This is a genomic window from Novosphingobium sp. KACC 22771, from assembly GCF_028736195.1.
GTDB lineage: Bacteria > Pseudomonadota > Alphaproteobacteria > Sphingomonadales > Sphingomonadaceae > Novosphingobium.
The window spans coordinates 143,115-168,740 of the sequence record NZ_CP117881.1; the positions used below are offsets into that span (position 1 = coordinate 143,115).

Consider the following 25,626-nt stretch of genomic DNA (forward strand, 5'->3'; position numbering starts at 1 on the left):
CTCCCTTACTCCGCCGCCTCGGCCAGATCGTCGCCATCCTCGTCGGTCAACGAGGAGAGCTCCACATTCAGGCCCAGCGAGCGCATTTCCTTGACGAGCACGTTGAAGCTCTCCGGAATGCCCGCCTCGAACGTGTCGTCGCCCTTGACGATGGCTTCATACACCTTGGTGCGGCCCACCACGTCGTCCGACTTGACGGTGAGCATTTCCTGAAGCGTATACGCCGCGCCATAGGCCTGCAGCGCCCACACTTCCATTTCACCAAAGCGCTGACCACCGAACTGCGCCTTACCGCCCAGCGGCTGCTGGGTGACGAGGCTGTAGGGCCCGATCGAACGTGCGTGGATCTTGTCGTCGACCAGGTGGTGGAGCTTCAGAACATACTTCATGCCCACGGTGACCTTACGGTCGAAGGCATCGCCCGTGCGGCCGTCGAACAGGGTCACCTGACCCGATTCGTCCAGACCCGCCTTGCGCAGCATGTCGGTCACATCCTTTTCCACCGCGCCGTCGAACACCGGCGAGCCCATCGGCACGCCGTTGCGCACGCTCTGGGCCAGCTCGAGGATTTCCAGATCGCTGCGGTCATCCAGATCGGCGGTGTAATTGTCGCCGTAGATGTCCTTGAGCAGTTCACGCACCGCTTCGGGGGGCTGCCCCGCCTGCGGGTTCGGATTGGCCTCGCGCCAGGCGTCGAGCGCCGCACCCACCTTGCGACCTAGGCCGCGCGCGGCCCAGCCCAGATGGGTTTCGAAGATCTGACCCACGTTCATGCGCGAAGGCACACCCAGCGGGTTCAGCACGAAGTCGACCGGCGTGCCGTCTTCCAGGAAGGGCATGTCTTCCTGCGGCAGGATGCGGCTGATGATGCCCTTGTTGCCGTGACGGCCGGCCATCTTGTCGCCCGGCTGCAGCTTGCGCTTCACAGCCACGAAGACCTTGACCATCTTGAGCACGCCCGGAGCCAGCTCGTCGCCGCGCTCCAGCTTTTCCTTGCGGTCCTCGAACTTCTCGACGATCGCCTTGATGGCCGTGTCATACTGCGCCTTGGTCGCTTCCAGCTGCTGCTGGCGCGCATCATCGGCCACGGCGAACTTCCACCATTCGTAGCGCTCGACCTCGGCCAGCACTTCCTCGGTGATCTCAATGCCCTTCTTCAGCCCCTTGGGAGCAGCCGCGGCCACCTGACCGATCAGCATGTCTTTGAGGCGGTTGAAGGTGGCGCGGTTCAGAATCGCGCGCTCGTCCTCACGGTCCTTGGCGAGGCGTTCGATTTCCTCGTTCTGGATCGCGCGGGTACGGTCGTCGATTTCGATACCGTGACGGTTGAAGACGCGCACGTCGACAATGGTCCCTGCAACGCCCGGCGGCAGACGCAGCGAGGTGTCGCGCACGTCGCTGGCCTTTTCACCGAAGATCGCGCGCAGCAGCTTTTCTTCCGGCGTCATCGGCGATTCGCCCTTGGGCGTGATCTTGCCGACGAGGATGTCACCGGGGTGCACTTCGGCGCCGATATAGACAATGCCCGCTTCGTCGAGATTGCGCAGCGATTCCTCGCCCACATTCGGGATGTCGCGGGTGATGTCTTCAGGCCCAAGCTTGGTGTCGCGGGCCATGACTTCAAATTCCTCGATATGGATCGAGGTAAAGACGTCTTCCTTCACGATGCGTTCGCTGATCAGGATCGAGTCTTCGTAGTTGTAGCCATTCCAGGGCATGAACGCGACCAGCACGTTGCGGCCCAGCGCCAGCTCGCCCAGCTCCGTCGAGGGGCCATCGGCAATGATGTCGCCCTTTTCGACGCTGTCGCCCACCTTCACCAGCGGACGCTGGTTGATGCAGGTCGACTGGTTCGAACGCTCGAACTTCTGCAGCGTGTAGATGTCCACGCCAGACTTGCCCGGCTCGATATCGCCCGACACGCGGATCACGATACGGGTGGCGTCCACCTGATCGACGATACCAGCGCGCGCAGCCGCAATCGCCGCGCCCGAATCGCGCGCCACGGTTTCTTCCATGCCCGTGCCGACGAAAGGCGCATCCGCCTTCACCAGCGGCACAGCCTGACGCTGCATGTTCGAGCCCATGAGCGCGCGGTTGGCGTCGTCATTTTCCAGGAACGGAATGAGCGAGGCGGCAACCGAAACGAGCTGCTTGGGCGAAACGTCCATCAGCGTGATCGTTTCGCGCGGGGCCATCACGAATTCGCCGTTCTGACGGGCCGAGACCAGTTCTTCGACGAAAGAGCCATCCGCGTTGGTTTCGGCCGAAGCCTGCGCCACCGTGTGCTTCTGCTCTTCCATCGCCGAGAGATAGACCACATCGCCGGTGACCTTGCCGTCGATCACCTTGCGGTACGGCGTCTCGATGAAGCCATACTTGTTGACGCGGGCAAAGGTCGAGAGCGAGTTGATCAGACCGATGTTCGGGCCTTCGGGCGTTTCAATCGGGCAGATACGGCCATAGTGGGTCGGGTGAACGTCGCGGACTTCGAAGCCTGCGCGCTCACGCGTCAGACCGCCCGGCCCGAGCGCCGAAACGCGACGCTTGTGCGTCACTTCGGACAGCGGGTTGGTCTGGTCCATGAACTGCGAAAGCTGCGAGGAGCCGAAGAACTCACGCACGGCGGCCACGGCGGGCTTGGCGTTGATGAGGTCGTTCGGCATCACGGTCGACACGTCGACGCTGCTCATACGCTCCTTGACCGCGCGCTCCATGCGCAGCAGGCCGACGCGATACTGGTTTTCCAGCAGCTCGCCCACCGAACGCACGCGACGGTTGCCAAGGTTGTCGATGTCATCGACTTCGCCCTTGCCGTCCTTGAGGTTCACCAGTTCCTTGACAACGGCAAGAATGTCGTTGGTTTCCAGCGTGGTGACCGTATCTTCCACCGTCAGGCCAAGGCGCATGTTCAGCTTGACGCGGCCCACGGCCGACAGGTCATAGCGGTCGGCGTCAAAGAAGAGCCCTGCAAACAGCGCTTCGGCGGTTTCGCGCGTCGGCGGTTCGCCGGGGCGCATCACGCGATAGATGTCGGCCAGAGCGTGATCGCGGTCCTCGGCCTTGTCAGCCTTGAGCGTGTTGCGGATCCACGGACCGGTCGACACATGGTCGATGTCGAGCAGTTCGAAAGCGTCGATCCCGGCAGCGTCGAGCGCAGCCAGATTTTCCGCCGTCACTTCTTCGCCGGCCTCGATGTAGATGCGGCCGGTCGATTCGTTGATGACGTCATTGGCGCTGTAGCGGCCAAAGATTTCCTCGGTCGGGATCAGCAGATCCTTGAGGCCATCCTTTTCCGCCTTGTTGGCAGCACGCGGGCTGATCTTGGTGCCCGCTGCAAAGACCACTTCGCCGCTGGCCGCATCGACGATGTCGAAGGCGGGCTTGGCGCCGCGCCATGCTTCGGCAACATAGGGGATCTTCCAGCCGCCGCTCGCGCGGTTCCAGACGATCGTCTGATAGAAGTAGTGCAGGATCTCTTCATCGTTCAGGCCCAGCGCATGCAGCAGCGCCGTGACGGGCAGCTTGCGCTTGCGGTCGATGCGGACGTTGACGATGTCCTTGGCGTCAAATTCAAAGTCCAGCCACGAACCGCGATACGGGATCACGCGGGCGGCAAACAGGAACTTGCCCGACGAGTGCGTCTTGCCGCGGTCATGGTCGAACAGAACGCCCGGCGAGCGGTGCATCTGCGACACGATCACGCGCTCGGTGCCGTTGATGACGAAGGTGCCGTTCTCGGTCATGAGCGGCATGTCGCCCATGTACACGTCCTGCTCCTTGATATCGAGCACCGACCGGGTTTCGGTCTCGGCGTCGACTTCAAACACGATCAGGCGCAGCGTGACCTTCATCGGAGCGGCATAGGTGATCCCGCGCTGACGGCATTCGGTGATGTCGTACTTGGGCTCTTCCAGCTCGTAATGGACAAAGTCCAGCTCGCTGGTCCCGGCAAAGTCGCGGATCGGGAACACCGAACGCAGCGTCTTTTCCAGACCCGAGACGTAACCCACGGCGGGGTTCGAGCGCAGGAACTGCTCATAGGATTCGCGCTGAACCTGAATCAGGTTCGGCATCTGCGTCACTTCGTGAATATCACCGAAGATCTTGCGGATCCGGCGCTTGGCCGAAGCGCGGGAGATGGGCTGGGTTGCCATAGGGCTAGACTTTGCCTCTTTCGTTGATGGCCGAATGACTCTTTTTCGCGGAAAAAAAAGACACGAGGCCGAAAAATAATGCCATGTGCGGGTTAAATGGCGGCACCTTCAAACGCACAAAAGGCCGCTGGCGAATCACCCCGCGATCGGAATGAAGGCCCGCAGCCTCTGGCGTCAGATGCAACACCACCGCCTCCTTTCGTGGATGACCCCCGCGCTGGGCCGCCCTTGCTCGAAGCGATGGAACCGGCGGGCATTAGGCGTGTGGGGGCGGTTTGTCAATTGTCGGAGGAATAAGGTTTGCCTCCGGCGGGCAAAGGGCGGGGGCCCTTTGCAATCCCATTAATTTGGGTGTGGCAGGTTGACGAAGGAGCGCCATGCCCAATGCGTATTAAAGCCTCACGTCAAATGCGCCGCAGGCTCTAAAACTCCCAATGCCACGCCCAACTCCAAAGGCCGAACCCATAACGCAACGCCGACAGTATCGGGATTGCAAAGGGCCCCCGCCCTTTGCCCGCCGGAGGCAAAAACCCTAAAACCCCCGAAAACCCTACCCCCGCAAATCCTCGATCATCAACCCAGCGGTCGCCTTCGCGCTGCCCACAACGCCGGGAATCCCCGCCCCCGGATGCGTCCCCGCGCCAACCAAATAGAGATTCGGGATCACGTCATCGCGATTGTGCCCGCGGAACCACGCGCTCTGCGTCAGGATCGGTTCGAGGCTGAAGGCGCTGCCCATGTAGGCGGCGAGATCGGTTTCGAAATTGGTGGGGGCATAGTGGAACTTGGTGGCGATCCGGTCGTGGATGTCGGGAATCAACCGGCGGCCGACCTCGTCCAATATCCGCTTTTCCAGAATCGGCCCCACCTCGTCCCAATCCACCGCCAGTTTGCCGCGATGGGCCACCGGCACCAGCGCATAAAACGTGCTGCGCCCCTCCGGCGCCATCGACGGATCGGAGGCGGTGGGATGGTGCAGATAGATCGAAAAGTCGCGCGGCAGCACGCCATTGTCGAAAATATCCTCCAGCAGCCCCTTATAGCGCGGCCCGAACAGGATCATGTGATGGGGAATCTGGGGGAATTGCCCCTCCAGCCCGAAATGGACAACAAACAGGCTGGGCGACCAACGCTTGCGCGCCAAGGAGGCCGCATATTTTTCGCCGCGCGGCGTGCCCTTCAACAGGTCGCGATAGGTGTGCATCAGGTCGCCATTGCTGGCCACCGCATCGAACCTTTCGCGCCAACCGCTCTTGGTTTCCACCTCATGCGCGCGATTGCCGATCGTGTGGATCTGCACCGCGCCGTCGCCCAGCCGCAGCGTCCCGCCCAACCGTTCAAACAGCGCGACCATGCCCGCCACCAGCCGGTTGGTGCCGCCCCGCGCCCACCACACGCCGCCATCCTTCTCCAGCTTGTGGATCAGCGCATAGATGCTGCTGGTGGCCATCGGATTGCCGCCCACCAACAGCGTGTGGAAAGAGAGCGCCTCGCGCAGCTTTTCCGACTGAACAAACCCGGCGACGCGCGAATAGACGCTGCGCCAGGCCTGATGCTTCATCAGCGCGGGGGCGGCCTTGATCATGCTCTTGAAATCAAGGAAAGGCACATGGCCCAGCTTGACATAGCCCTCGCGGTACACCTCGCCCGCGAAATCGAGAAACTGCTGGTATCCGGCCAGATCGCCGGACGCCACGCGGTTGATCTCGCTACGCAATTTGGCTTCATCGTTGGAATAGTCGAAATGGCTGCCATCGGTCCATTGCAGGCGATAGAAGGGCATCACCGGCATCAGATCGACATCGCTGGCCATGTCCTGCCCGCTCAGGCCCCACAGTTCGGACAGGCAGGACGGATCGGTAATGACCGTCGGCCCGGCGTCAAACGTGTGGCCGTCGCGCTCCCACACATAGGCGCGCCCGCCCGGACGCTCGCGCGCCTCGACCAGCGTTGTGGCGATCCCGGCCGATTGCAGCCGGATGGCCAAAGCCAGCCCGCCAAATCCCGCGCCGATCACACAGGCCTTTTTCATGCGTCCTCGGTTTCCCCGGCAAAGGCCGGTATGGTTGTGTCATGCGAAAGGCGCCCCGGCGCCCCCAGATCGGCCAAGGCGCGCCCGCGCCCCAGCAAACAGGCCACCGCCGCCAGCAAAGGAACCGGCGGCCGCCCGACGAGCAATCGAACCCGATCGCGCCACGTTGATTGCCCGGCATAAAACCGTTCAACCAACCCATCGCCCAGACGATAGAAGCGGGCAAACACTCGATAGCGCTTTTCGGGCAAGGCCGCGCCGAACAGCATCCGCGCCAGCATGCGGTAAAAACCACCGTTGCGCCAATGTTCCCGCGCATAATTTTCAACCGCCCCGGCAATGGCCTCGCCCGACAGGTCGGACATATCGGCAATCATCGCGGCCACACGCACCGCCGTTGGCAAGGAATAGCCGGTCAGGGGATGAAACAACCCCGCCGCCACGCCGATCCGGGCAACGCCATGCATGCCCCCGATCAACGCCTCGGGCTCTCCCTCGGCCACCACGGGCAGCACGCCCTGCTCCTCGTCCAGCACCTCGGCAATGGTCCAGCTCCGGCTCTTGGCATAGGCGTTGATGCGTTCGCGCAGGGCCGGGGCGTCGATGTCGGGCGTGTCGGAGTAATAGGTGTCCTCGATAAACACCGTGTCATGCGAAAAAGGCAGGACATAGACAAAGCGAAAGCCGTCGTGCTGCGCCCGGTTGCCGTCCATGATGATGGGGGCGGTCAAACCATGGGGGGTGGCGGTGCGCACCATCCGGCCCAGAAATTTCTGCCAACCCCCGCGCAGGCCCGGAAAAGCCGCCGCGCCGCGCGCGTCAATCACCGCCCCGGCGCGAAACTGTCGCCCATCGGCCAGCGTAAAGCCGCGCCGGTCAAAGGCGCTGACCGCCGCCCCGGTCAGGATCGAGCCTGCGGGCAAGGCCTCGCGCAGGGCCGCATCAAAGCGGGCGCTTGAAATGCTGCGATAGGGGCTGCCCAAATGGCGGCGATTGCCGGAAAAACGCACGCTGTGGCTGCCCCATTTACCCACCACAAGGGGCTTGAGCAACCAGCGCGCCGAGGGCGGAATATCGGTCAGGAAGAAGGACCACAGATGATGCCCGCCCAGCCTATCGCCCTGCTCGACCAACAGAATGCGCAAATCGGGCCGACGCGCCGCCAGAGCCAAGGCCACCAGCCCGCCTGCCAATCCGCCCCCGAGGATGGCAATATCCGTGTCATGTCCCGCCATGTCCCCTTGTCTAGGTCAGCAACCGCTTTCCGGCAACCGACCATAGGGGCAAATTCAGGATTAATTTCGTCGCGCCAAAACCGGGCCTGCGCGCGCTTGCCCCTGAGCGCGCTTGCCAAGGCCCGCGCCTTGGCATAACCTGCACGTCATATCCCCGGGGAGCCATGTGGCTGAGAGGTGGGCGTAACGCCCCACGACCCGCTGAACCTGAACCCGTTAATCCGGGCGTAGGGAGGGAACGAGTCTGTCGGCCCGGTATGGTGCCCCCCGCTCCTCCTCTCCCCCCGCCGCAGAACATGAAGGCGAGATAAAAACGAAAAAACAAAGGAGAAGGTATGCAAGAAGCTGGAGATCCCACTGCATGGAGCGCCCTCATTCTTGGTCTGGCCGCGCTGGCCGCCGGAGCAGGAGCACTCAGGCAACCGGGAGTTTGGCAGACCATGATCGGCGAGGTCGAAGGATCGCCCGCCCTGCAATTCCTGTGCGGCATGCTGGAATTGATGGTGGGATCGCTCGTTTATCTGGCCAACCCGTGGATACCGCATGACCTTCTCACCTGCATCATCAAGGCGCTGGGCGGACTGATGATGGCCGAGGCTCTGGCCATCCTGTTTGCCTGCGATCTTTATACCCAGATGTGGCTGAAAACCCTTGGGAATTTTCACAAGGGCTGGGCCGGTATCACCACTCTCATCGGGCTGGCCATGACCGTGATTGGTATGGCCCGCTTCGGATAAACAGCAGAAAGCACTCCATGGCCGACATCAACTCCCCCCTTGAAATTGGCGTTACCACCGGCGCGATCCGTGGCTCGAAAAAGATCTACGTCCCCTCGCCCAGCCATCCCGAAATCAAGGTTGCCATGCGCGAAATCGCGCTGGAGTCGTCGGCCAGGGAGCCGGCCGTGCGGGTCTATGACACGTCCGGCCCCTATACCGATCCCAATGCCACGATCGACATTGCCGCTGGCCTTGCGCCGCTGCGCCGCGAATGGATCCTGGCGCGCGGCGATGTCGAGGAATATGACGCCCGCGCGGTCAAGCCCGAAGACAATGGCCTGAAGGGTCCGGATCGCAGCGGCGGCGTGCCCGCTTTCCCGGCGGTCAACCCCCGCCCCCTGCGCGCCAAGGCAGGCGCCAATGTCAGCCAGATGCACTATGCCCGGCGCGGCATCGTCACCCCCGAAATGGAATATGTGGCCCAGCGCGAAAACCTTGGCCGCGCGATCCTGAAGGAAAAGCTGGAGCGCGACGGCGAAAGCTGGGGCGCGGAAATCCCCGATTTCGTGACGGGCGAATTCGTGCGGTCCGAAGTGGCGCGGGGCCGCGCGATCATCCCGTCGAACATCAACCACCCCGAATCCGAACCCATGGCGATCGGCCGCAATTTCCTGGTCAAGATCAATGCCAATATCGGCAATTCGGCCGTGGCTTCGGACGTGGCCTCCGAAGTAGACAAGATGGTCTGGGCCATCCGCCACGGTGCCGACACGGTGATGGACCTGTCCACGGGCCGCAACATCCATGACACGCGCGAATGGATCCTGCGCAATTCGCCCGTCCCCATCGGCACCGTGCCGATCTATCAGGCGCTGGAAAAGGTGGGCGGCATTGCCGAGGACCTGAACTGGGAAATCTTCCGCGACACGTTGATCGAACAGGCCGAACAGGGCGTCGACTATTTCACCATCCACGCGGGCGTGCGCCTGCCCTATATCCCGCTGACCGCCAAGCGCGTGACGGGGATTGTCTCGCGCGGCGGCTCGATCATGGCCAAGTGGTGTCTGGCCCATCACAAGGAATCGTTCCTCTACGAACGCTTCGACGAGATCACCGAGATCATGAAGGCCTATGACGTGGCCTACTCGCTGGGCGACGGGTTGCGTCCCGGCTCGATTGCCGACGCCAATGACGAGGCGCAGTTTGCCGAACTCTACACGTTGGGCGAACTGACCAAGCGGGCATGGGAGCAGGACGTTCAGGTGATGATCGAAGGCCCCGGCCATGTGCCGATGCACAAGATCAAGGAGAACATGGACAAGCAGCTCAAGGCTTGTGGTGAAGCTCCATTCTATACGCTGGGGCCGCTCGTGACGGACATTGCGCCGGGCTATGACCACATCACCAGCGGCATTGGCGCGGCGATGATTGGCTGGTTCGGCACGGCGATGCTCTGCTATGTCACGCCCAAGGAGCACCTCGGCCTGCCCGACCGCGATGACGTCAAGGTGGGCGTGGTGACCTACAAGCTGGCCGCCCATGCAGCGGATTTGGCGAAAGGCCACCCGGCGGCCAAGCTGCGCGACGATGCCCTGTCGCGCGCGCGCTTCGAATTCCGCTGGCGCGATCAGTTCAACCTGTCGCTCGACCCCGATACCGCCGAGCAGTATCATGACCAGACCCTGCCCGCCGAAGGTGCGAAAACCGCGCATTTCTGCTCGATGTGCGGGCCGAAATTTTGCAGCATGAAGATCACGCAGGAAGTGCGCGACTTTGCCGCCAAGCAGAACGCGCCCATTGAGACCTTTGCCGCCGCCGAAGATGCCGAAGCGGGCATGGCCGAAATGAGCGAGAAGTATAAGGAAGCAGGCGATCTCTATATTCCCGCTGCGGAATAAAGGGTTCGTTTGGGATGGACGGAGGGGTCGGGGGCCGGGATGGCTCTCGGCCCTTTTGTTTTTTTGGGGGTCTAAGGGTGCCTCCGGCGGGCAAAGGGTCTCGACCCTTTGCAATCCCGATACTGTCGGCGTTGCGCGATGGGTTCGGCCGTTGGGGTTGGGCGCGGCGTAGGGAATAGGAAAGCCTGCGGCGCATTTGGCGCCACCTCTCCGCGCCGCAGGCTTTATCGCCCATAGCGCCACCCCGCCAACCTCTCTCCACCCCGTAATGGGATTGCAAAGGGCCCCCGCCCTTTGCCCGCCGGAGGCAAATATCCCCTTCCCTTCACAACAAAAATCCCGCAGCGAAGGCCGATGCATAACCCCACCGCAGACCTTGCCATCCGCCTTGCCCGCGCCACCTTCAACCGAGCGCTGGAACAGGGCGATCTCAATGCCATCACGGCGATTCTGGCGCCGGATGTCACCTTGATTACAGGCACGGACAGCGCGGTTCTGAACGGGCGCAAGGCACAGTTGCAGGCGTGGAAGCGAGAGTTTGCAGCCCAGCTTGCCCAGCGCACCACTTATACGCGAACCACTGAGGCAATTGTGATCAGCAAGTGTGAACCAATCGCGATGGAACATGGCGCGTGGCAGGGACGCGATGCCGGGGGCAAGGTTCAGGCATCAGGCAGCTATGCCGCGAAATGGCGCAATCTGGCCGCCAACGCCCCCCAATCGCGCTGGGTGCTGGAGGCGGAAATTTTCGTGACTTTGGCGTGACGTCGCCGTGGGCGCGAGGTTAGCGCTCAACCAAGCCCGCGAAAAAAGTTCATAAAATTTGCCAATGTGGCATTTCATTCATGGATTTGTCAGACGCGTGCTGTCATATCGATCACGCGGCCCGGCCGGCTCTTATAGAAGAGGCTACCAACCTGGCTGGGCCGCAACTCTGCCCAAATGGCGCGCATGCAAAAGGGCGGCCGGAAGTGATCTTCCAGCCGCCCCTTGGGTATCTCAGCATTCCAAAAGCGCGGCCCGGTGGGGCCGATCGCCTTACTGGCCTTCAACAACGTCCTTGTTGTCGAGGTGCTGGACTTCGTGCATGTCGAAGTTGACCGGGGCGCGGTTGAACGTGCCCGACACGCCGCTCTTCGTCACCTTCAGTTCGAAAGGCACCTTGCCGTTATAGGCCGAGCCCTTGAGAACCTTGACGCCATTCTGCACTTCCGACGTGTAGGTGTAGGTCACGCCCTGATAGGTGAAGCTCTGCTTGGGGGCTTCTTCAGCGAAAGCGACGGTGGGCAGAAGAGCGAAAGCAGCGGCAGCGATAACAGTCTTGATCATGGCAATATCCCCTATTTGGTTAGGAACAATTGCCTCGAAGCACCCTTTATGTTGTTGAGTGCCGTTTAACGTGAATGGTGGGATTGTAGCAATTGCATTCACCAACGATACGATTGCATTTTTCGCAATCTAGTCGAAGCGCAACCTTGGAAAATCTCCACCTATCCCGTTAGAATTATGCCAATTTCCCCCAAAAACCGCCCTTTTTGTGCCGCTGCGAGTCAATAGGCCCCCATTGAGCTTGAATAGGAATGCATACAATTCCGACCCGCCCCGGCCACGCGAATGTGCCAAACTACGTACAGAATCGAAGCCGCGAATCATCCGATCAGCACCATCAGTTAACCGATACGGAATGATATAGCCCACTATCAAACCATTAACGCCCCGGCTGCCATTCCGCCCGCGCCAATTCGAACCCTTCAAAGGTGAAACCCGGTGCCACCACGCAACTGACCAGTGCCCATCCATCGCCCGCCCGCGCCGATTGCCAATGCCCGGTCGGGATCACGCCCTGCGGCGCCTCGCCGTTCAACACATCGCCGCCCAGGCGGATCCAGCGCACCGGCCCCGCATCTTCCGCCGCCACGCCCAGATCCAGCGCCGACCCGGCATGCCAAAGCCAGACCTCGGCTGCGTCGATCCGATGCCAATGCGATGTCTGCCCGGCCTCCAGCAGGAAGTAGATCGTGCTGACGCCGCCGCGCCCTTCGCCCTCGCGCCACAATTCGACATACCAGCCGCCCTCGGGATGCGGCTGCATCCCCAACCGCTCAATGATGGCCGCCGCCTGCGGATCGCGCCTTACCCCGTCAACCATTCCCCAAAGCCTCCCACATCTGCGCCACGGCCTCGGGATGGCACAGATCCGTTCCCGGCGACATCACCGCCGCCGTCCCCGCCGCCATGCCCCAGCGGAACGCGCCCGCCGCATCCTCGCCGCGCAAAAAGCCATGGACCATTCCGCCCACGAAACTGTCGCCCGCCCCGGTCGCGCTTTTGACCGGCACGTCCAGCGCGGGCCGAACGATCACCCCGCCCGCATGGGCCAGCACCGCGCCCTCATGCCCCATGGATACGGCCACATGCGCGGCCTTGCCGCTGCGGACCATCTCCATCGCTGCCTCGCCCACGGCCTGCGCATCGGGCAATTTGCGCCCGACCAGAGCCTCGAACTCGCCCTGACTGGGCTTGACCAGATAGAGCCCGCCCTGATCGAGCGCGGCGGCCAAGGCAGGCCCCGACGTATCGACCACCACCCGGACATCGCGCCCGGCCAGCGCCGCGGCAATCCGCGCATAGAAATCCACCGGCACCCCGCGCGGTAAAGACCCGCTGGCCACCAGCCAGCCGCAATCCAGCCCCGTCACATGGTCAAACGCCGCCTGCCACTCGCCCTCGGCCACCAGCGGGCCATCGGGGACAAAGCGGAACTCCTTGCCGCTGGACCTTTCATAGACCGCCAGCGACTGGCGCGTATGGTCTTGGATGGTGATGCGGCGGCGGTCCAGCCCGTGCTGATCGAGCAGTTCGTCGAGCAAGGCGCCTGTCGCCCCGCCCGCCAGATAGATCACCTCCACCGGGGCAAGCGACAAGGCGCGCCCCAGCCGCGCCAGCACGCGCGCCACATTGATGCCGCCCCCGCCCGGATCGTATCGCTCGTCATGCGTGCGGATCTTGTGGGTGGGAAACACCGCCTCGGCCTCGCAGGCGCCGTCGATGGCGGGGTTCATCGTCAATGTTGCGACGCGCATGCTTACCTCTTGCGGACGAACTCGGCGCGCAGCACCAACCCCTTGATCCCGTCATAGCGGCAGTCGATCTCCTGGGCATCGCCGGTCAGGCGGATCGACTTGATCAGGGTGCCGCGCTTCAGCGTCTGGCCCGCGCCCTTGACCTCCAGATCCTTGATCAGCGTCACCTGATCGCCATCGGCCAGCAGATTGCCCACCGCATCGCGCACCTCGACCGTATTGGCGGCGGCCTGTTTGGCGGCCAGTTCGGACGCGGCCATCCATTCGCCGCTCTCCTCGTCATACACATAGTCTTCATCAGCGCTCATCGTGGTATTCCTTTCATCCCGGCCCTTGGCACGCCATCGCGGGCTTGGCCATTGGCGCGTTAATCCCCGGCACCTATCCGGTAATAATTTGTCGCGCTTTGCGCTGTGTCAGCCTGCGTTCACGCGGATGGGCGCAAATGTTGCCACAGAAATTCAGACAGGCTTTATCATCAAGGCCGACCACCAAGGATAGGCATCATGACCCATTCTTTGCAAAAAACCCTGCTGGCCGCCAGCGCGATTGCGGTCAGCCTTTCGCCTGTTGCGGCCGGATTTGCCTCGGCCCAGACCGGCGGCTCCTACCCATCCTACCCCTCGGGCCAACCCTATGGCAATCAGGGCGCCTATCCCAACCAGCCGGGATATCCCAATCAGGCGCCCTATCCCCAGCAGGGCGGCTATCCCCAGCAAGGCGCGAACGGCCAGCAAGGCGGCTATGATTACCGCAACCCTCCGCCCGAACCCGCAGCGCCCCAAGGCTATGACGGACGCACCCCGCCTCCGCCCCCGCAGGGCTATGTCGCGGGCGGCGAGGACTATGGCGCGGATGCGCGCTATGCCGCCGATGCGGAAAACTGGGCGCGCAACAATTGCGTGAAATCGCGGGGCAACACCGGTGCGGGCGCGTTGGTGGGCGGCGTTTTGGGCGCGATCATCGGCGGCGGCTTGGCCGGGCGGCATGACACGGGCGTGGGCATGGCGGCGGGCGCGGCGATCGGCGCCGTGGGCGGCGCGGCCGTGGCCAGCGGCACCGGCGGCGAGACCAGCCCCGGCTGTCCTCCGGGCTATGTGACGCGCGGCGGCGCCCCGGCCTATGTCTATGCCCAGACCGATTATGTCTATGCCGCCCCGGCATGGTATCGTCCGTGGGTCTATGTCGACAATGCGTGGGTCTATCGCCCCTATCCCTACCACAGCTGGTATTACCGCACCTATCGCCCGATGCCGCGCGGCTATTATTACGGCGGGCCGGGCCGGGGTTATTACGGCGGACGCGGTTATTACGGCGGTCGCGGCTATTACGGCCATCACGGCCGCTGGTAACAGCCCGTCGGAAACATGGCAGGGGAGGGCCGGTCATCGCGCCCTCCCCTTTTTCGTGGGTGCATGACTGGTTTTATGGGTTCATGCCTGTGGCGGGGCGGCGCATCCATGCTGGATCGCTCTTGTTCGATGCCGACTTGCACATCGACACTTGAAGGCGGGGCGGGCAAAAACAATATGGTTTGCAATTTGGGAGCGCTACCATAAACAGCAGCCCCAAGTGTTTTGAGCCAGCCAAGGAGCCATCATGTCCTCTGCCACTTCGGGTGCCTATCTGATCGGCGCCGCGCGCCGCACCGGCGCCAGCAGCTTTACCGGAATCGAGGCCGCCACCGGCAAGGCGCTGGAGGGCGAGTTTTCGGTCACCACCGCCGATGACATCGCGCAGGCCTGTGCGCTGGCCGCCGCCGCCTTTGACACCTATCGCGAAACCGCGCCCGGGGCCCGCGCCGCCTTTCTCGACGCCATCGCCGCCGCGCTCGAATCGCGCGCCGAGGCCATCGTGGCGCGCGCCATGCTGGAAAGCGGCCTGCCGCAGGGCCGCCTGAATGGCGAATTGGGCCGCACCACCGGCCAGTTGCGCCTGTTTGCCAAGGTCCTGCGCGAAGGCGATTGGGCGGGCGCGATCATCGAACCCGCGCTGCCCGAGCGTCAGCCCCTGCCCCGCCCCGACCTGCGCGCGCGCCAGATTGCGGTTGGCCCGGTCGCGGTGTTCGGCGCGTCAAACTTCCCGCTGGCCTTCTCGGTGGCGGGCGGCGATACGGCTTCGGCGCTGGCCGCCGGTTGCCCGGTGGTGGTCAAGGCCCATCCGGCCCACCCCGGCACCTCGCTGCTGGCGGGCGAAGCGATTGCCGAGGCGGTCGCCGCCTGCGGCCTGCCCGAGGGCGTGTTCAGCCTGATCCAGGGGCCGGGCAATGACATCGGCACCGCCCTTGTCGCCAATCCGCATATCAAGGCGGTGGGCTTTACCGGCTCGCGCGGGGGCGGTCTGGCGTTGATGGCGGTGGCCGCGGCCCGGCCTGAACCGATCCCGGTCTATGCCGAAATGTCCTCGATCAATCCCGTCCTGCTCTTCCCCGCCGCGCTGGCCGCGCGCGCCGAGGATCTGGGCCGCGCCTATGTCGGCTCGCTCAGCCTGTTTGCGGGCCAGTTCTGCACCAACCCCGGCGTGGTCGTGGCGCTCGATGGCCCCGATCTCGACCGCTTCCTTGGCGCAGCCTCCGAAGCATTGGCGGCGGTTGCGCCGCAGGTGATGCTGACGGGCGGGATCGCGGCGGCCTATGCGCGCGGCATCGAAACGCTGAGCGGGGCCGAGGGCGTTTCCGTGCTGGCCGCCGGGCCAGATGGGAATGCGCAATGCGGCGCGGCGCGGCTGCTGGCGGTCGATGCGGCCCATCTGCTGGCCAACCCGGCGCTGACCCATGAAGTGTTTGGCCCCTCCTCGCTGGTCATCCGCTGCAAGGATGCGCAGCAGATCGTCGATGTGCTTGAAGGTCTGGAAGGGCAGTTGACCGCCACGCTCCATATCGACGAGGCCGACTATCCGCTGGCCGCCCCGCTGCTGCCCATTCTGGAGCGCAAGGTAGGCCGCATCCTCGCCAATGGCTGGCCCACGGGCGTCGAGGTGTCGCGCTCCATGGTCCATGGCGGCCCGTTCCCGGCCACCTCCGATCCGCGCACGACCTCGGTGGGGGCCATGGCGATCCATCGCTTCCTGCGCCCGGTCTGCTATCAGGCGCTTCCCGATGCGCTGCTGCCTGATGCACTCAAGGCCGCCAATCCGCTGGGCCTCCCCCGCCGCCAGTTCGACTGACAGGCAAAACCCCCGCAACGCGAACATGCCCCCCTCTGGAATTGCGCCGATGGCGTGCCATATGGGGGGCATGACAAGCGAGCCCACAACAAGCGAAATCGTCATCTGTCCGCATTGCGGCGGCGCCAACCGGGTCGGGCGCGAAAGGCTGGCCGATGGGCCGCAATGCGGCAAATGCCACAAGGCGCTGTTCACCGGCCATCCTTTGCCGGTGAACGCCGCCGCCTTTGCTGCCCATGTCGGGCGCGGCACGCTGCCGGTGCTGGTCGATTTCTGGGCGCCGTGGTGCGGGCCGTGCCGGGCCATGGCGCCCGCCTATGAACAGGCCGCCGCCGCGCTTGAACCCTTTATCCGCGTGGTCAAGGTCGATACCGAGGCCGAGCAGGCCTTGGGCGCGCAATATGCGATCCGCTCGATCCCCACGCTGATGCTCCTCCACGGCGGGCGCGAGATCCGGCGGCAGGCGGGCGCAATGGATGCGCGCCGCATCGTGGAATGGGCGCGCGGATGAGCCAGACACCCTATGACGCCTTTGGCGGCGAGGCGGCCGTGCGGGCGCTGGTGGCGCGCTTCTATGCGCTGATGGACAGCCTGCCCGAGGCCAAGGCCTGCCGCGATGTGCATCCCCCTTCGCTGGCGCGGGCGGAGGAGAAATTGTTTGAATATCTGACCGGATGGCTGGGCGGACCGCCCCTCTATACCGACAAATATGGCCATCCGCGCCTGCGGATGCGCCATTTCGTGGCCCCCATCGGCGCAAATGAAATCGAGGGCTGGCTCCTGTGTTTTCGCCGGGCATGGGCCGAAACGATCCCCCAATCCGCGCTGTCGGATGCGATCCTTGAAAAGGTCGAGGCGCTGGGCTGGCATATGGCCAACCGGCCGGAGCCGACAAGCTGAGCTAATTTACGCCTATCTCCCTGCGCGATACCGGATTATCACTCCTGGTCTGCCCATTACCGGGCGCAGAGAGCTAACCTATGACCGATCTTGCCGCAAGAATCGCCCCTCTGGTGGCGCTGCGCCGCGATATTCATGCCCACCCCGAACTGGGCTTTGCCGAGCATCGCACGGCGCGGGTGCTGGCCCAGCAATTGCGCGCCATCGGGCTGGAGGTGCATGAGGGCATCGGCGGGACCGGGCTGGTGGCAACGTTGCGGGCGGGAAATGGCCCCCGCGCCATTGGATTGCGCGCGGATATGGACGCGCTGCCCATCGATGAAAAAACCGGCCTACCCTATGCCAGCACTATTCCGGGATGCTTTCACGGCTGCGGGCATGACGGGCATATGGCGATGCTGCTGGGCGCGGCGCAGGCTTTGGCGGCGGATCACAGCGGCCTCGACGGTACCGTGCATTTCATTTTCCAGCCCGCCGAGGAAGGCCAGGGCGGCGCGAAAGCCATGATCGAGGACGGTCTGTTCGAACGCTTCCCCTGCGACCGGGTCTATGCGCTGCACAATTGGCCCAGCCTGCCCGCAGGCACGATTGCCACGCGGGCCGGACCGATCATGGGTGCGGCGGATCGGTTTACCATCCTGCTAAAAGGCAAGGGCGGCCATGCCGCGATCCCGCATGACGCCCATGACGTGGTGCTGGCCGGCGCCGCACTGGTGCAGCAGCTCCATTCCATCGTTGCGCGCAATATCCCGGCCAGCGCCAATGCGGTGCTCTCGATCACCCAGATCCACGGCGGGCAGGCCTTCAACGTGATCCCGCATGAGCTGAGCATCGGCGGCACGGTGCGCAGCTTTGACCCGGCGGTTCAGGACCGGATCGAACAGCGCCTGCGCCAGATCGCGGCGGGCATTGCGGCCGGTTTCGAGGTCGAGGCCAGCGTCGAATATAACCGCTATTACCCCGCCACGATCAATGATCCCGCCGCGGCGCAGGATGCGCTGGATGTGGCAGCCACCGTGGGCCATGCGCTGCGCGCGCCCGAACCGGCGGCGACATCGGAGGATTTCTCCTTCATGCTGCAGGTCCGCCCCGGCGCCTATATCTGGCTGGGCCAAGGGGTAGGCGACAATCCGCCGCCGCTGCACAATCCGCATTATGATTTCAACGACGGGGTGATGGAAACGGGCATAAGGCTGCATCTTGGGCTGGTGAAACATTGGCTGGGCGCGACCGCATGAGCCGGAAGCAAGGCAGCATCGGCGCCATCGTCGCGGCCTCCAGCGGCAATCTGGTCGAATGGTTCGATTTTTATATCTACGCCTTCTGCTCGATCTATTTCGCCGGGGCCTTTTTTCCGAAAGCCGATCCCACCGGGCAATTGCTCAACACGGCAGGAGTCTTTGCCGCGGGCTTTCTGATGCGGCCCATCGGGGGCTGGTGGTTCGGGCGGTTTGCCGATCGGTATGGGCGGCGGCGGGCGCTGGTGATCTCGGTGGTTACGATGGCGGCGGGGTCTATGGCCATCGCCTGTCTGCCCACCTATGCGGCGATTGGCGTCTGGGCGCCGGTGCTGCTGGTCGCGGCGCGGCTGGTGCAGGGTTTCGCGCTGGGCGGCGAATATGGTACGGCGGCCACCTATATGAGCGAGATCGCGACAGAAGGACGGCGCGGGTTTCTCTCATCCTTTCAATATGTTACGCTGGTTGGCGGACAATTGCTGGCCGCGCTGCTGGTGGTGATCCTGCAAGGGCTGATGCCCGAAAGCGAATTGAAGGCATGGGGCTGGCGCATTCCCTTTGTGATCGGGGCGCTGGCGGCCTTGGTGGCGCTGGCGGCGCGGTCGCGCTTGGAGGAAAGCGGCAGCGCGGACGCGCGCAAAAGCGATGAGGCGGGCAGCCTGATCGCCTTGCTGCGCCAATATCCGCGCGCCTTCCTTTCTGTGCTGGGCTTTACCGCGGGCGGGTCTTTGGCCTTTTATACCTTCACCACCTATATGCAGAAATATCTGGTCAATTCGGCGGGCCTGCCGATCACCACGGCAAGCCGGGTGATGACGGTCAGCCTGTTTCTGTTCATGATTATGCAGCCGGTGATGGGCGCGCTGTCGGATCGGATCGGGCGGCGGGCCAATATGCTGATTTTCAGCGGCGGGCTGGCGGTCTTGACGGTGCCGCTGATCGCACTGTTGCAAAAGGCCGGATCGCCGGTGATGGCCGGCGCGCTGATCTGTGTGGCCATGCTCTTGATGAGTTTCTACACCTCGATTTCGGGCATCATCAAGGCCGAGCTGTTCCCCACCCAAGTACGCGCGCTCGGCGTTGGCTTTTCCTATGCGCTGGCCAATGCGATCTTTGGCGGAACGGCGGAATATGCCGCCCTTTGGGCCAAGCAGGCAGGGCATGAGGGCGCGTTCTACTGGTATGTCAGCGCGATGATGGTGATGGTCTTCCTCGTCAGCCTGAGCCTGCCGCGCCGCGCGCCTTACCTGAACGATGAGCGTGGGTCATAAGCGTCATCGAAACGCAAAAGATAGCTTTGGCCAGCGCATAGAAAAGCCATGGGGCCAATTGCGCCCTGCCGCGTGTAGTAGGCTGCCCAAGCCGTTTGGCGCCTTATTGCAATTCCCGGAGTGAACCCATGTCCCAAGGTTTGGCCCGATCCACGCTCACGCATTTGGAGCGCTTGGAGGCCGAGAGCATTCACATCATCCGCGAGGTGGTGGCCGAGGCGGAGAACCCGGTGATGCTTTATTCGGTGGGCAAGGACAGCGCGGTGATGCTGCATCTGGCGCGCAAGGCGTTCTATCCCGCGCCGCCGCCGTTTCCGCTGCTGCATGTGGACACGACGTGGAAATTCCGCGCGATGTATGACCTGCGCAACAAAATGGCCGAACTGTCGGGCATGGAACTCTTGGTCTATCAGAACCCCGAGGCCAAGGAGCGCGGGATCAATCCGTTTGACCATGGCGCTCTCCACACCGACATGTGGAAGACCGAAGGGCTCAAGCAGGCACTGGACAAGTACGGTTTCGACGCGGCCTTTGGCGGCGCGCGGCGCGACGAGGAAAAAAGCCGCGCCAAGGAGCGCATCTTCTCCTTCCGCACGGCCAGCCACGGCTGGGACCCCAAGAACCAGCGCCCGGAATTGTGGAACCTTTACAACGCCAAGAAGGCCAAGGGTGAGTCCATCCGCGTCTTCCCGATCAGCAACTGGACCGAGCTGGACGTGTGGCAGTACATCCACCTCAACGACATCCCCATCGTGCCGCTCTACTTTGCCGAGGAACGCCCGACGGTCGAGCGCGACGGGATGCTGCTGATGGTCGATGATGACCGCTTCCCGCTTCGGCCGGGCGAGGTCCCGGTGATGCGTTCGATCCGGTTCCGCACGCTGGGTTGCTATCCGTTGACCGGCGCGGTGGAGAGCAGCGCCAGGACCCTGCCCGAAGTCATTCAGGAAACCTTGCTGACCACCACCAGCGAGCGGCAGGGGCGCGCCATCGACAAGGATGCGGGCGGCGCAGGCATGGAAGTCAAAAAGCAGCAGGGGTATTTCTGAGATGACCGATACCACCCATCCGGAACCGGTTTACGTCGTCGACTCGCTGATTGCCGAGGACATCGACGCCTATCTCGACACGCATCAGCACAAGACGATGCTGCGCTTCATCACCTGCGGGTCGGTGGACGATGGCAAGAGCACGCTGATCGGGCGGTTGCTTTATGATTCGAAGATGATCTTTGAGGATCAGCTTGCCGCGTTGGAGGCCGATTCCAAGAAGGTCGGCACGCAGGGTCAGGGGATCGACTTCGCCCTGCTGGTCGATGGTCTGGCCGCAGAGCGCGAACAGGGTATCACGATTGACGTCGCCTATCGCTTCTTCAACACCGAAAAGCGCAAGTTCATCGTGGCGGACACGCCCGGCCATGAACAGTACACCCGCAACATGGTGACGGGCGCCTCGACGGCCGACCTTGCCGTGATCCTGATCGACGCGCGCAAGGGTGTGCTGACACAGACCCGCCGCCACTCGTTCCTTGCGCATCTGATCGGCATTCGGAATATCGTGCTGGCGGTCAACAAGATGGATCTGGTCGATTACAGCCAGAGCCGCTTTGACGAGATCGTCGCCGATTACCGCGCCTTTGCCTCCAGCATCGGCATCGAGTCCTTCGTCGCCCTGCCGATTTCGGGCTATATGGGCGACAATATCACCACCCTGTCGGCCAACACGCCCTGGTATGCCGCCCCGGCCTATTTCGGGCGCAGCCTTGTCGATCATCTCGAAACGGTCGAGGTCGACACCACGCGCGATCTGGCCAAGCCCTTCCGCATGCCGGTGCAGTGGGTCAACCGCCCCAACCTCGATTTCCGCGGCTTTGCGGGCCTCATCGCCAGCGGCAGCGTGAAACCGGGTGATGCCATCCGCGTGCTGCCCAGCGGCAAGACCAGCACTGTGACGCGCATCGTCACGCTGGACGGCGACCTTCCCGAAGCGGTCGCGGGCCAGTCGGTCACGCTGACCTTTGCCGATGAAATCGACTGTTCGCGCGGCGATGTCATCGCCTTGGCCGACAATCCGCCGCAGGTGGCCGATCAGTTCGAGGCCAGCGTGGTGTGGATGGCCGACAGCGCCCTTATTCCGGGCCGCGCCTATTGGCTCAAGATCGGTACCCAGATGGTTTCGGCCACGGTACAGGCGCCCAAATACACGATCAACGTCAACACGATGGAGCATTGCGCGGCGAAAACGCTCGAGCTGAACGCCATCGGCGTGGCCGAAATCACCACCGACCGCCCGATCACGTTCGAGCCCTATGCCGACAATCGCGCGCTGGGTGGCTTCATTCTGATCGACAAGATCGGCAACAGCACGGTGGCGGCAGGCATGCTGCATTTCAGCCTGCGCCGCGCCCAGAACGTGCATTGGCAGGCGCTGGACGTCACCCGCGAGGCCCGCGCCGAGATCAAGAACCAGCGCCCCGGCGTGCTGTGGTTCACCGGCCTGTCGGGTTCGGGCAAATCGACCATCGCCAATCTGGTCGAAAAGAAGCTCCATGCTTTGGGCAAGCACACGTTCCTGCTGGATGGCGACAATGTGCGCCACGGTTTGAACAAGGATCTGGGCTTTACCGAGGCCGACCGCATCGAAAACATCCGCCGCGTGGGCGAGGTGGCACGCCTGATGACGGATGCTGGCCTGATCGTGCTGACCGCCTTTATCAGTCCCTTCCGCGCCGAACGCGATCTGGCGCGCAGCCTGACGCCGGAGGGCGAATTCTTCGAGGTCTTCATCGACACGCCGCTGGATGTGGCTGAGGCGCGCGATGTGAAGGGTCTCTACAAAAAGGCCCGCTCGGGCGCTCTCAAGAACTTCACCGGGATCGACAGCCCCTATGAAGCCCCCGAAAACCCCGAAATCCGCATCGACACGACGAAGATCACCCCGGCCGATGCCGCCGAAATGATCGTCGCAAAATTGCTCGGTGATTACTGGATGCCGGAAATCTGAGCCGCTATGGGTGCCGAAATAATAAAGCTGGGAGTGAAGTAGAAGATGTTGCTCTTCAATGGCCATGAATCCCATAGCCGCTCGCTGATCAAGGGCATCAGCTGGCGCGTGCTGGGCAGCATCGATACGTTCATTCTCAGCTGGCTGTTTTCGGGCCATGCCAAGACGGCGGCCGCCATCGCCAGCACCGAAGTCATCACCAAGGTCGCGCTCTATTACTTCCACGAGCGCGTGTGGAGCTCGATCCACTGGGGCGCCCAGCGCGCCGCCCCCAACGACCCGGCCGCAGAGATTTAAGGATGCCGCAAATCATGGACGATGCCGATCTGGCCGCCAAGCTGGCCCATGTTGCCGGACAATTGCTGATTACGGTGCGCGAAAGCGGGCTGGTGACGGGCAAGGATCTGGGCAAGGCGGGCGATGCCACGGCCAACCAGTTCCTCGTCCACGCCCTGCGCCAACAGCGCGCGCAGGATGGTCTGCTCTCCGAGGAGGAGAAGGACAATTTCGAGCGGCTGGATCAATCGCGCGTGTGGATCGTCGATCCGGTGGACGGCACGCGTGAATATGGTGAGGCGCGGGCCGATTGGGCGGTGCATGTGGGTCTGGCGGTCGATGGTGTGCCGGTGCTGGGCGCGGTGGCGCTGCCCGGCGCGGATGCCGTCTATCGCAGCGATGCGCCCGTCGCCATCCCCCCCGCGCCCGAGGTCTTGCGCGTGGTGGTCAGCCGCACCCGCCCCGCCGCCGAGGCGGTGTTCGTGGCGGGCCAGTTGGGCGCTGAATTGGTCCCCATGGGCAGCGCGGGCGCCAAGGCCATGGCCGTGATTCGCGGCGAGGCCGACATATACCTGCACTCGGGCGGGCAATATGAATGGGATAGCTGCGCGCCGGTGGCGGTCGCTCTGGCCCATGGCCTGCATTGCAGCCGGATCGACGGATCGCCGCTGGTCTATAATCAGCGCGACACCTATCTGCCCGACCTGCTGATCTGCCGCCCCGAACATGCGGCGCGGGTTTTGGCCGAAGTGGCCCGGTTTCAAGCTGAGGGCTGAAGCACCACCAGCCGGAAATCGCCGCGCTCGACCTCGGCCAAAGTGTGCTGGGTAAAGCATAGCGGACCATGCACGGGATGCTGAAAGCGCCGCGTGCCGCCCTCGCGCCCCAGCACCTTTTGCCGCGCCCATGCCGCGCGGAAATCATCGCTCTGGGCCTCCAGCGCCTCCACCATCGCCGCCACGCGCGGATCGCCCAGCACCCGCCCGTAATCGCGCCGAAACTCGGCCAGCACCCGGTGGCACCGCTCGTGCCAATCGGGCAGCAGGGCGCGGGCCGTGGGGTGGGTGAAGATATAGCGCAGCAGATTGGCCGGTTCCGCGTCAAACAAGCCCACGAACAGATCCCGCGCCCCCGCATTGGCGCAGCACACGCTCCACGCCGGGTCTAACCCATAGGCGGGCCATGGCAGCGCCTCGACCATGGCGGCAATCGCAGCGGGGGCCTGCGTGGCGGGGAGGAACGGGTCGCGCGGATCCTCGCGCCCGGCCAGCGTGAAGAGATAGGCCCGCTCCGCCCCGGTCAGGCTCAGCCCTTCGGCCAGACGCGCCAAGGTTGGCGCCGAGGCCCGCACGGGGCGGCCCTGCTCGATCCATGTCACCCAGGTCACGCTGATCCCGGCGCGTTCGGCCAATTCCTCGCGGCGCAGGCCCGGCGTGCGGCGGCGCCGACGTTCAGGCATGGCCGGCGTATCGGGCGCGATGCTTTCGCGGCGCGCGCGGACAAAGGCGCCCAGCAGATTGCGATGTTCTTCATCCAGCATGGCAAGGCTTATAACAGGATAATTATGTCCATTGTAACAGGCTAAATCCCGGCGCATCCCGGCGGCGAAGGAGAAAGCCATGACCACCGCCCACGACACTTTGGTCCAGCACCAGTTCGGCCCCACCGCGCAGGACTATGTTTCCAGCCCCACCCATGCGCAGGGCGCAGACCTGATCCATATCGCCGCCATGGCCGCGCAGGCGCGCCCGGTGCACGCGCTCGATCTGGGCTGCGGCGGGGGACATGTCGCCTATGCGATGGCGCCCCATGCCGCGCGCATCACCGCCTGCGACCTGTCCGCCGACATGCTGGCTGCGGTGGATGCCGAGAGCGCCCGGCGCGGCTTCGCCCATATTGCCACCGTTCGCGCCGCCGCCGAAGCGCTGCCCTTCGCCGATGGCGCTTTCGACTTCCTCGCCTGCCGCTTTTCCGCCCATCACTGGCGCGATGTGCCGCGCGGTCTGGCCGAGGCGCGGCGCGTGTTGCGGCCGGGCGGCATGGCGGTGTTTGCCGATGTGATCGCCCCGCCGCTGGCCGCCGCCGACACCCATCTGCAGGCCATCGAAGTGCTGCGCGATCCCTCGCACGGGCGCAATTACAGCGCGCGCGAATGGGCCGCGATGCTGGCCGAGGCGGGCTTTGCCGTGACGGATCAGCAGCAGGGCCGCCTGCGCATGGAATTTGCCGCATGGACCGCGCGGATGCGCACGCCCGCGCCTGCGATGGAGGCGATTCGCCATATCCAGTCCCGCGCCAGTCAGGAGGTGGCCGATCATTTCGAAATCGAGGGGGACGGGTCCTATACGCTGGACACCATCACGCTGACGGTGGCCTAAGGCCGCTTATCCGTCAGCGATGAAGGGAGAGTTGGATGCCCTGCAAGGATTCGAACCTCGATAGACGGAATCAGAATCCGTAGTCTTACCATTAGACGACAGGGCATCATCTCGGTGTGGAGCGGGCCTCTAAACCCACTGTTTCCAAGCGTCAAGAGGAAAAATGCAGCTTTAGGCCGACTTGAATTTGACCGGCGGCGTGTTGCCCGCCCCCGCCGCGCCCGGCCCCATGCGACAATCCTCCTTATCAGCCATTGCCCCGGAGGCCGCT

General features: G+C 63.8%; 23 protein-coding genes, 1 tRNA gene and 1 riboswitch. Of the genes, 14 read left to right on the forward strand and 10 right to left on the reverse strand.

Annotated elements, in window-relative coordinates; translation table 11 throughout:
- Positions 1-5: 5 nt before the first annotated feature.
- From rpoB to crtY, 4 genes are all read right to left on the reverse strand, one after another.
- Positions 6-4,157: a DNA-directed RNA polymerase subunit beta gene (gene rpoB / locus PQ467_RS00645; RefSeq protein WP_274174656.1), complete on the reverse strand. Its 4,152-nt coding sequence runs from the start codon at positions 4,155-4,157 to the stop codon at positions 6-8.
- Between the two features lie 4 nt (positions 4,158-4,161).
- Positions 4,162-4,344, reverse strand: coding sequence for a hypothetical protein (locus tag PQ467_RS00650; protein WP_274174657.1), 183 nt, complete (start codon positions 4,342-4,344; stop codon positions 4,162-4,164).
- A 363-nt stretch (positions 4,345-4,707) separates the two neighbouring features.
- Positions 4,708-6,189, reverse strand: a complete 1,482-nt coding sequence (locus PQ467_RS00655; protein ID WP_274174658.1) for a phytoene desaturase — start codon at positions 6,187-6,189, stop codon at positions 4,708-4,710.
- Positions 6,186-7,424: a lycopene beta-cyclase CrtY gene (gene crtY, locus PQ467_RS00660; RefSeq protein ID WP_274174659.1), complete on the reverse strand. Its 1,239-nt coding sequence runs from the start codon at positions 7,422-7,424 to the stop codon at positions 6,186-6,188. The genes PQ467_RS00655 and crtY overlap by 4 nt, the downstream gene beginning before the upstream one ends.
- Before the next feature lie 145 nt (positions 7,425-7,569).
- A riboswitch (TPP riboswitch) is annotated at positions 7,570-7,675 on the forward strand.
- An 84-nt stretch (positions 7,676-7,759) separates the two neighbouring features.
- Here crtY and PQ467_RS00665 point away from each other — a divergent pair.
- From PQ467_RS00665 to PQ467_RS00675, 3 genes are all read left to right on the forward strand, one after another.
- A complete protein-coding gene (locus PQ467_RS00665) occupies positions 7,760-8,161 on the forward strand; it encodes a hypothetical protein (RefSeq protein ID WP_274174660.1) in 402 nt (133 codons plus the stop codon).
- A gap of 17 nt (positions 8,162-8,178) precedes the next feature.
- Positions 8,179-10,041: a phosphomethylpyrimidine synthase ThiC gene (thiC, locus tag PQ467_RS00670; RefSeq protein ID WP_274174661.1), complete on the forward strand. Its 1,863-nt coding sequence runs from the start codon at positions 8,179-8,181 to the stop codon at positions 10,039-10,041.
- Between the two features lie 354 nt (positions 10,042-10,395).
- Complete coding sequence (locus tag PQ467_RS00675) at positions 10,396-10,806, forward strand: nuclear transport factor 2 family protein (RefSeq protein WP_274174662.1); 411 nt, start codon at positions 10,396-10,398, stop codon at positions 10,804-10,806.
- A gap of 273 nt (positions 10,807-11,079) precedes the next feature.
- Here PQ467_RS00675 and PQ467_RS00680 read toward each other — a convergent pair whose 3' ends face one another.
- The 4 genes from PQ467_RS00680 to PQ467_RS00695 all read right to left on the reverse strand — a co-directional run bounded on the left by PQ467_RS00680 (position 11,080) and on the right by PQ467_RS00695 (position 13,432).
- On the reverse strand, positions 11,080-11,370 hold the full coding sequence (locus PQ467_RS00680; RefSeq protein ID WP_274174663.1) for a hypothetical protein: 291 nt from the start codon (positions 11,368-11,370) through the stop codon (positions 11,080-11,082).
- 379 nt (positions 11,371-11,749) lie between these two features.
- On the reverse strand, positions 11,750-12,190 hold the full coding sequence (locus tag PQ467_RS00685; RefSeq protein ID WP_274174664.1) for a cupin domain-containing protein: 441 nt from the start codon (positions 12,188-12,190) through the stop codon (positions 11,750-11,752).
- On the reverse strand, positions 12,183-13,124 hold the full coding sequence (locus PQ467_RS00690) for a 1-phosphofructokinase family hexose kinase (protein WP_274174665.1): 942 nt from the start codon (positions 13,122-13,124) through the stop codon (positions 12,183-12,185). The genes PQ467_RS00685 and PQ467_RS00690 overlap by 8 nt, the downstream gene beginning before the upstream one ends.
- Positions 13,125-13,126: 2 nt before the next feature.
- The gene (locus PQ467_RS00695; RefSeq protein WP_274174666.1) at positions 13,127-13,432 is read right to left on the reverse strand and encodes an alkylphosphonate utilization protein; all 306 of its coding nucleotides are present in this window, start codon (positions 13,430-13,432) and stop codon (positions 13,127-13,129) included.
- Between the two features lie 198 nt (positions 13,433-13,630).
- On the opposite strand from PQ467_RS00695, the gene PQ467_RS00700 reads away from it, so the two are divergent.
- From PQ467_RS00700 to PQ467_RS00745, 10 genes are all read left to right on the forward strand, one after another.
- On the forward strand, positions 13,631-14,476 hold the full coding sequence (locus tag PQ467_RS00700; RefSeq protein ID WP_274174667.1) for a hypothetical protein: 846 nt from the start codon (positions 13,631-13,633) through the stop codon (positions 14,474-14,476).
- Between the two features lie 247 nt (positions 14,477-14,723).
- Entirely contained in the window at positions 14,724-16,289 is a 1,566-nt protein-coding gene (locus PQ467_RS00705) for an aldehyde dehydrogenase (NADP(+)) (RefSeq protein ID WP_274174668.1), read from the forward strand.
- A 70-nt stretch (positions 16,290-16,359) separates the two neighbouring features.
- Positions 16,360-16,800 (forward strand): thioredoxin TrxC, encoded by a 441-nt coding sequence (gene trxC / locus PQ467_RS00710; RefSeq protein WP_274174669.1) that lies wholly within the window; start codon positions 16,360-16,362, stop codon positions 16,798-16,800.
- A complete protein-coding gene (locus tag PQ467_RS00715; RefSeq protein ID WP_274174670.1) occupies positions 16,797-17,189 on the forward strand; it encodes a group II truncated hemoglobin in 393 nt (130 codons plus the stop codon). The genes trxC and PQ467_RS00715 overlap by 4 nt, the downstream gene beginning before the upstream one ends.
- Positions 17,190-17,269: 80 nt before the next feature.
- Positions 17,270-18,427 carry a M20 aminoacylase family protein gene (locus PQ467_RS00720; protein ID WP_274174671.1) on the forward strand — a complete coding sequence of 386 codons (1,158 nt, stop codon included), beginning with the start codon at positions 17,270-17,272 and terminating at the stop codon, positions 18,425-18,427.
- Positions 18,424-19,698, forward strand: a complete 1,275-nt coding sequence (locus PQ467_RS00725) for an MFS family transporter (RefSeq protein WP_274174672.1) — start codon at positions 18,424-18,426, stop codon at positions 19,696-19,698. Before PQ467_RS00720 ends, PQ467_RS00725 begins: the two co-directional genes overlap by 4 nt.
- A 128-nt stretch (positions 19,699-19,826) precedes the next feature.
- Complete coding sequence (cysD, locus tag PQ467_RS00730; protein ID WP_274174673.1) at positions 19,827-20,747, forward strand: sulfate adenylyltransferase subunit CysD; 921 nt, start codon at positions 19,827-19,829, stop codon at positions 20,745-20,747.
- Position 20,748: 1 nt separating this feature from the next.
- Entirely contained in the window at positions 20,749-22,701 is a 1,953-nt protein-coding gene (cysN, locus tag PQ467_RS00735; RefSeq protein WP_274174674.1) for a sulfate adenylyltransferase subunit CysN, read from the forward strand.
- A gap of 45 nt (positions 22,702-22,746) precedes the next feature.
- Positions 22,747-22,998, forward strand: a complete 252-nt coding sequence (locus tag PQ467_RS00740; protein ID WP_274174675.1) for a DUF2061 domain-containing protein — start codon at positions 22,747-22,749, stop codon at positions 22,996-22,998.
- Between the two features lie 14 nt (positions 22,999-23,012).
- Positions 23,013-23,753 (forward strand): 3'(2'),5'-bisphosphate nucleotidase CysQ, encoded by a 741-nt coding sequence (locus tag PQ467_RS00745; protein WP_274174676.1) that lies wholly within the window; start codon positions 23,013-23,015, stop codon positions 23,751-23,753.
- On the opposite strand, the gene PQ467_RS00750 is transcribed toward PQ467_RS00745, so the two are convergent.
- Positions 23,738-24,517, reverse strand: a complete 780-nt coding sequence (locus PQ467_RS00750; protein ID WP_274174677.1) for a helix-turn-helix transcriptional regulator — start codon at positions 24,515-24,517, stop codon at positions 23,738-23,740. The genes PQ467_RS00745 and PQ467_RS00750 overlap by 16 nt on opposite strands.
- 79 nt (positions 24,518-24,596) lie before the next feature.
- Here PQ467_RS00750 and PQ467_RS00755 point away from each other — a divergent pair, with 79 nt between their 5' ends.
- Positions 24,597-25,355 (forward strand): class I SAM-dependent methyltransferase, encoded by a 759-nt coding sequence (locus tag PQ467_RS00755; protein WP_274174678.1) that lies wholly within the window; start codon positions 24,597-24,599, stop codon positions 25,353-25,355.
- Positions 25,356-25,387: 32 nt separating this feature from the next.
- Here PQ467_RS00755 and PQ467_RS00760 read toward each other — a convergent pair.
- A tRNA-Gln gene (locus PQ467_RS00760) sits at positions 25,388-25,461 on the reverse strand.
- Positions 25,462-25,626: the final 165 nt, after the last annotated feature.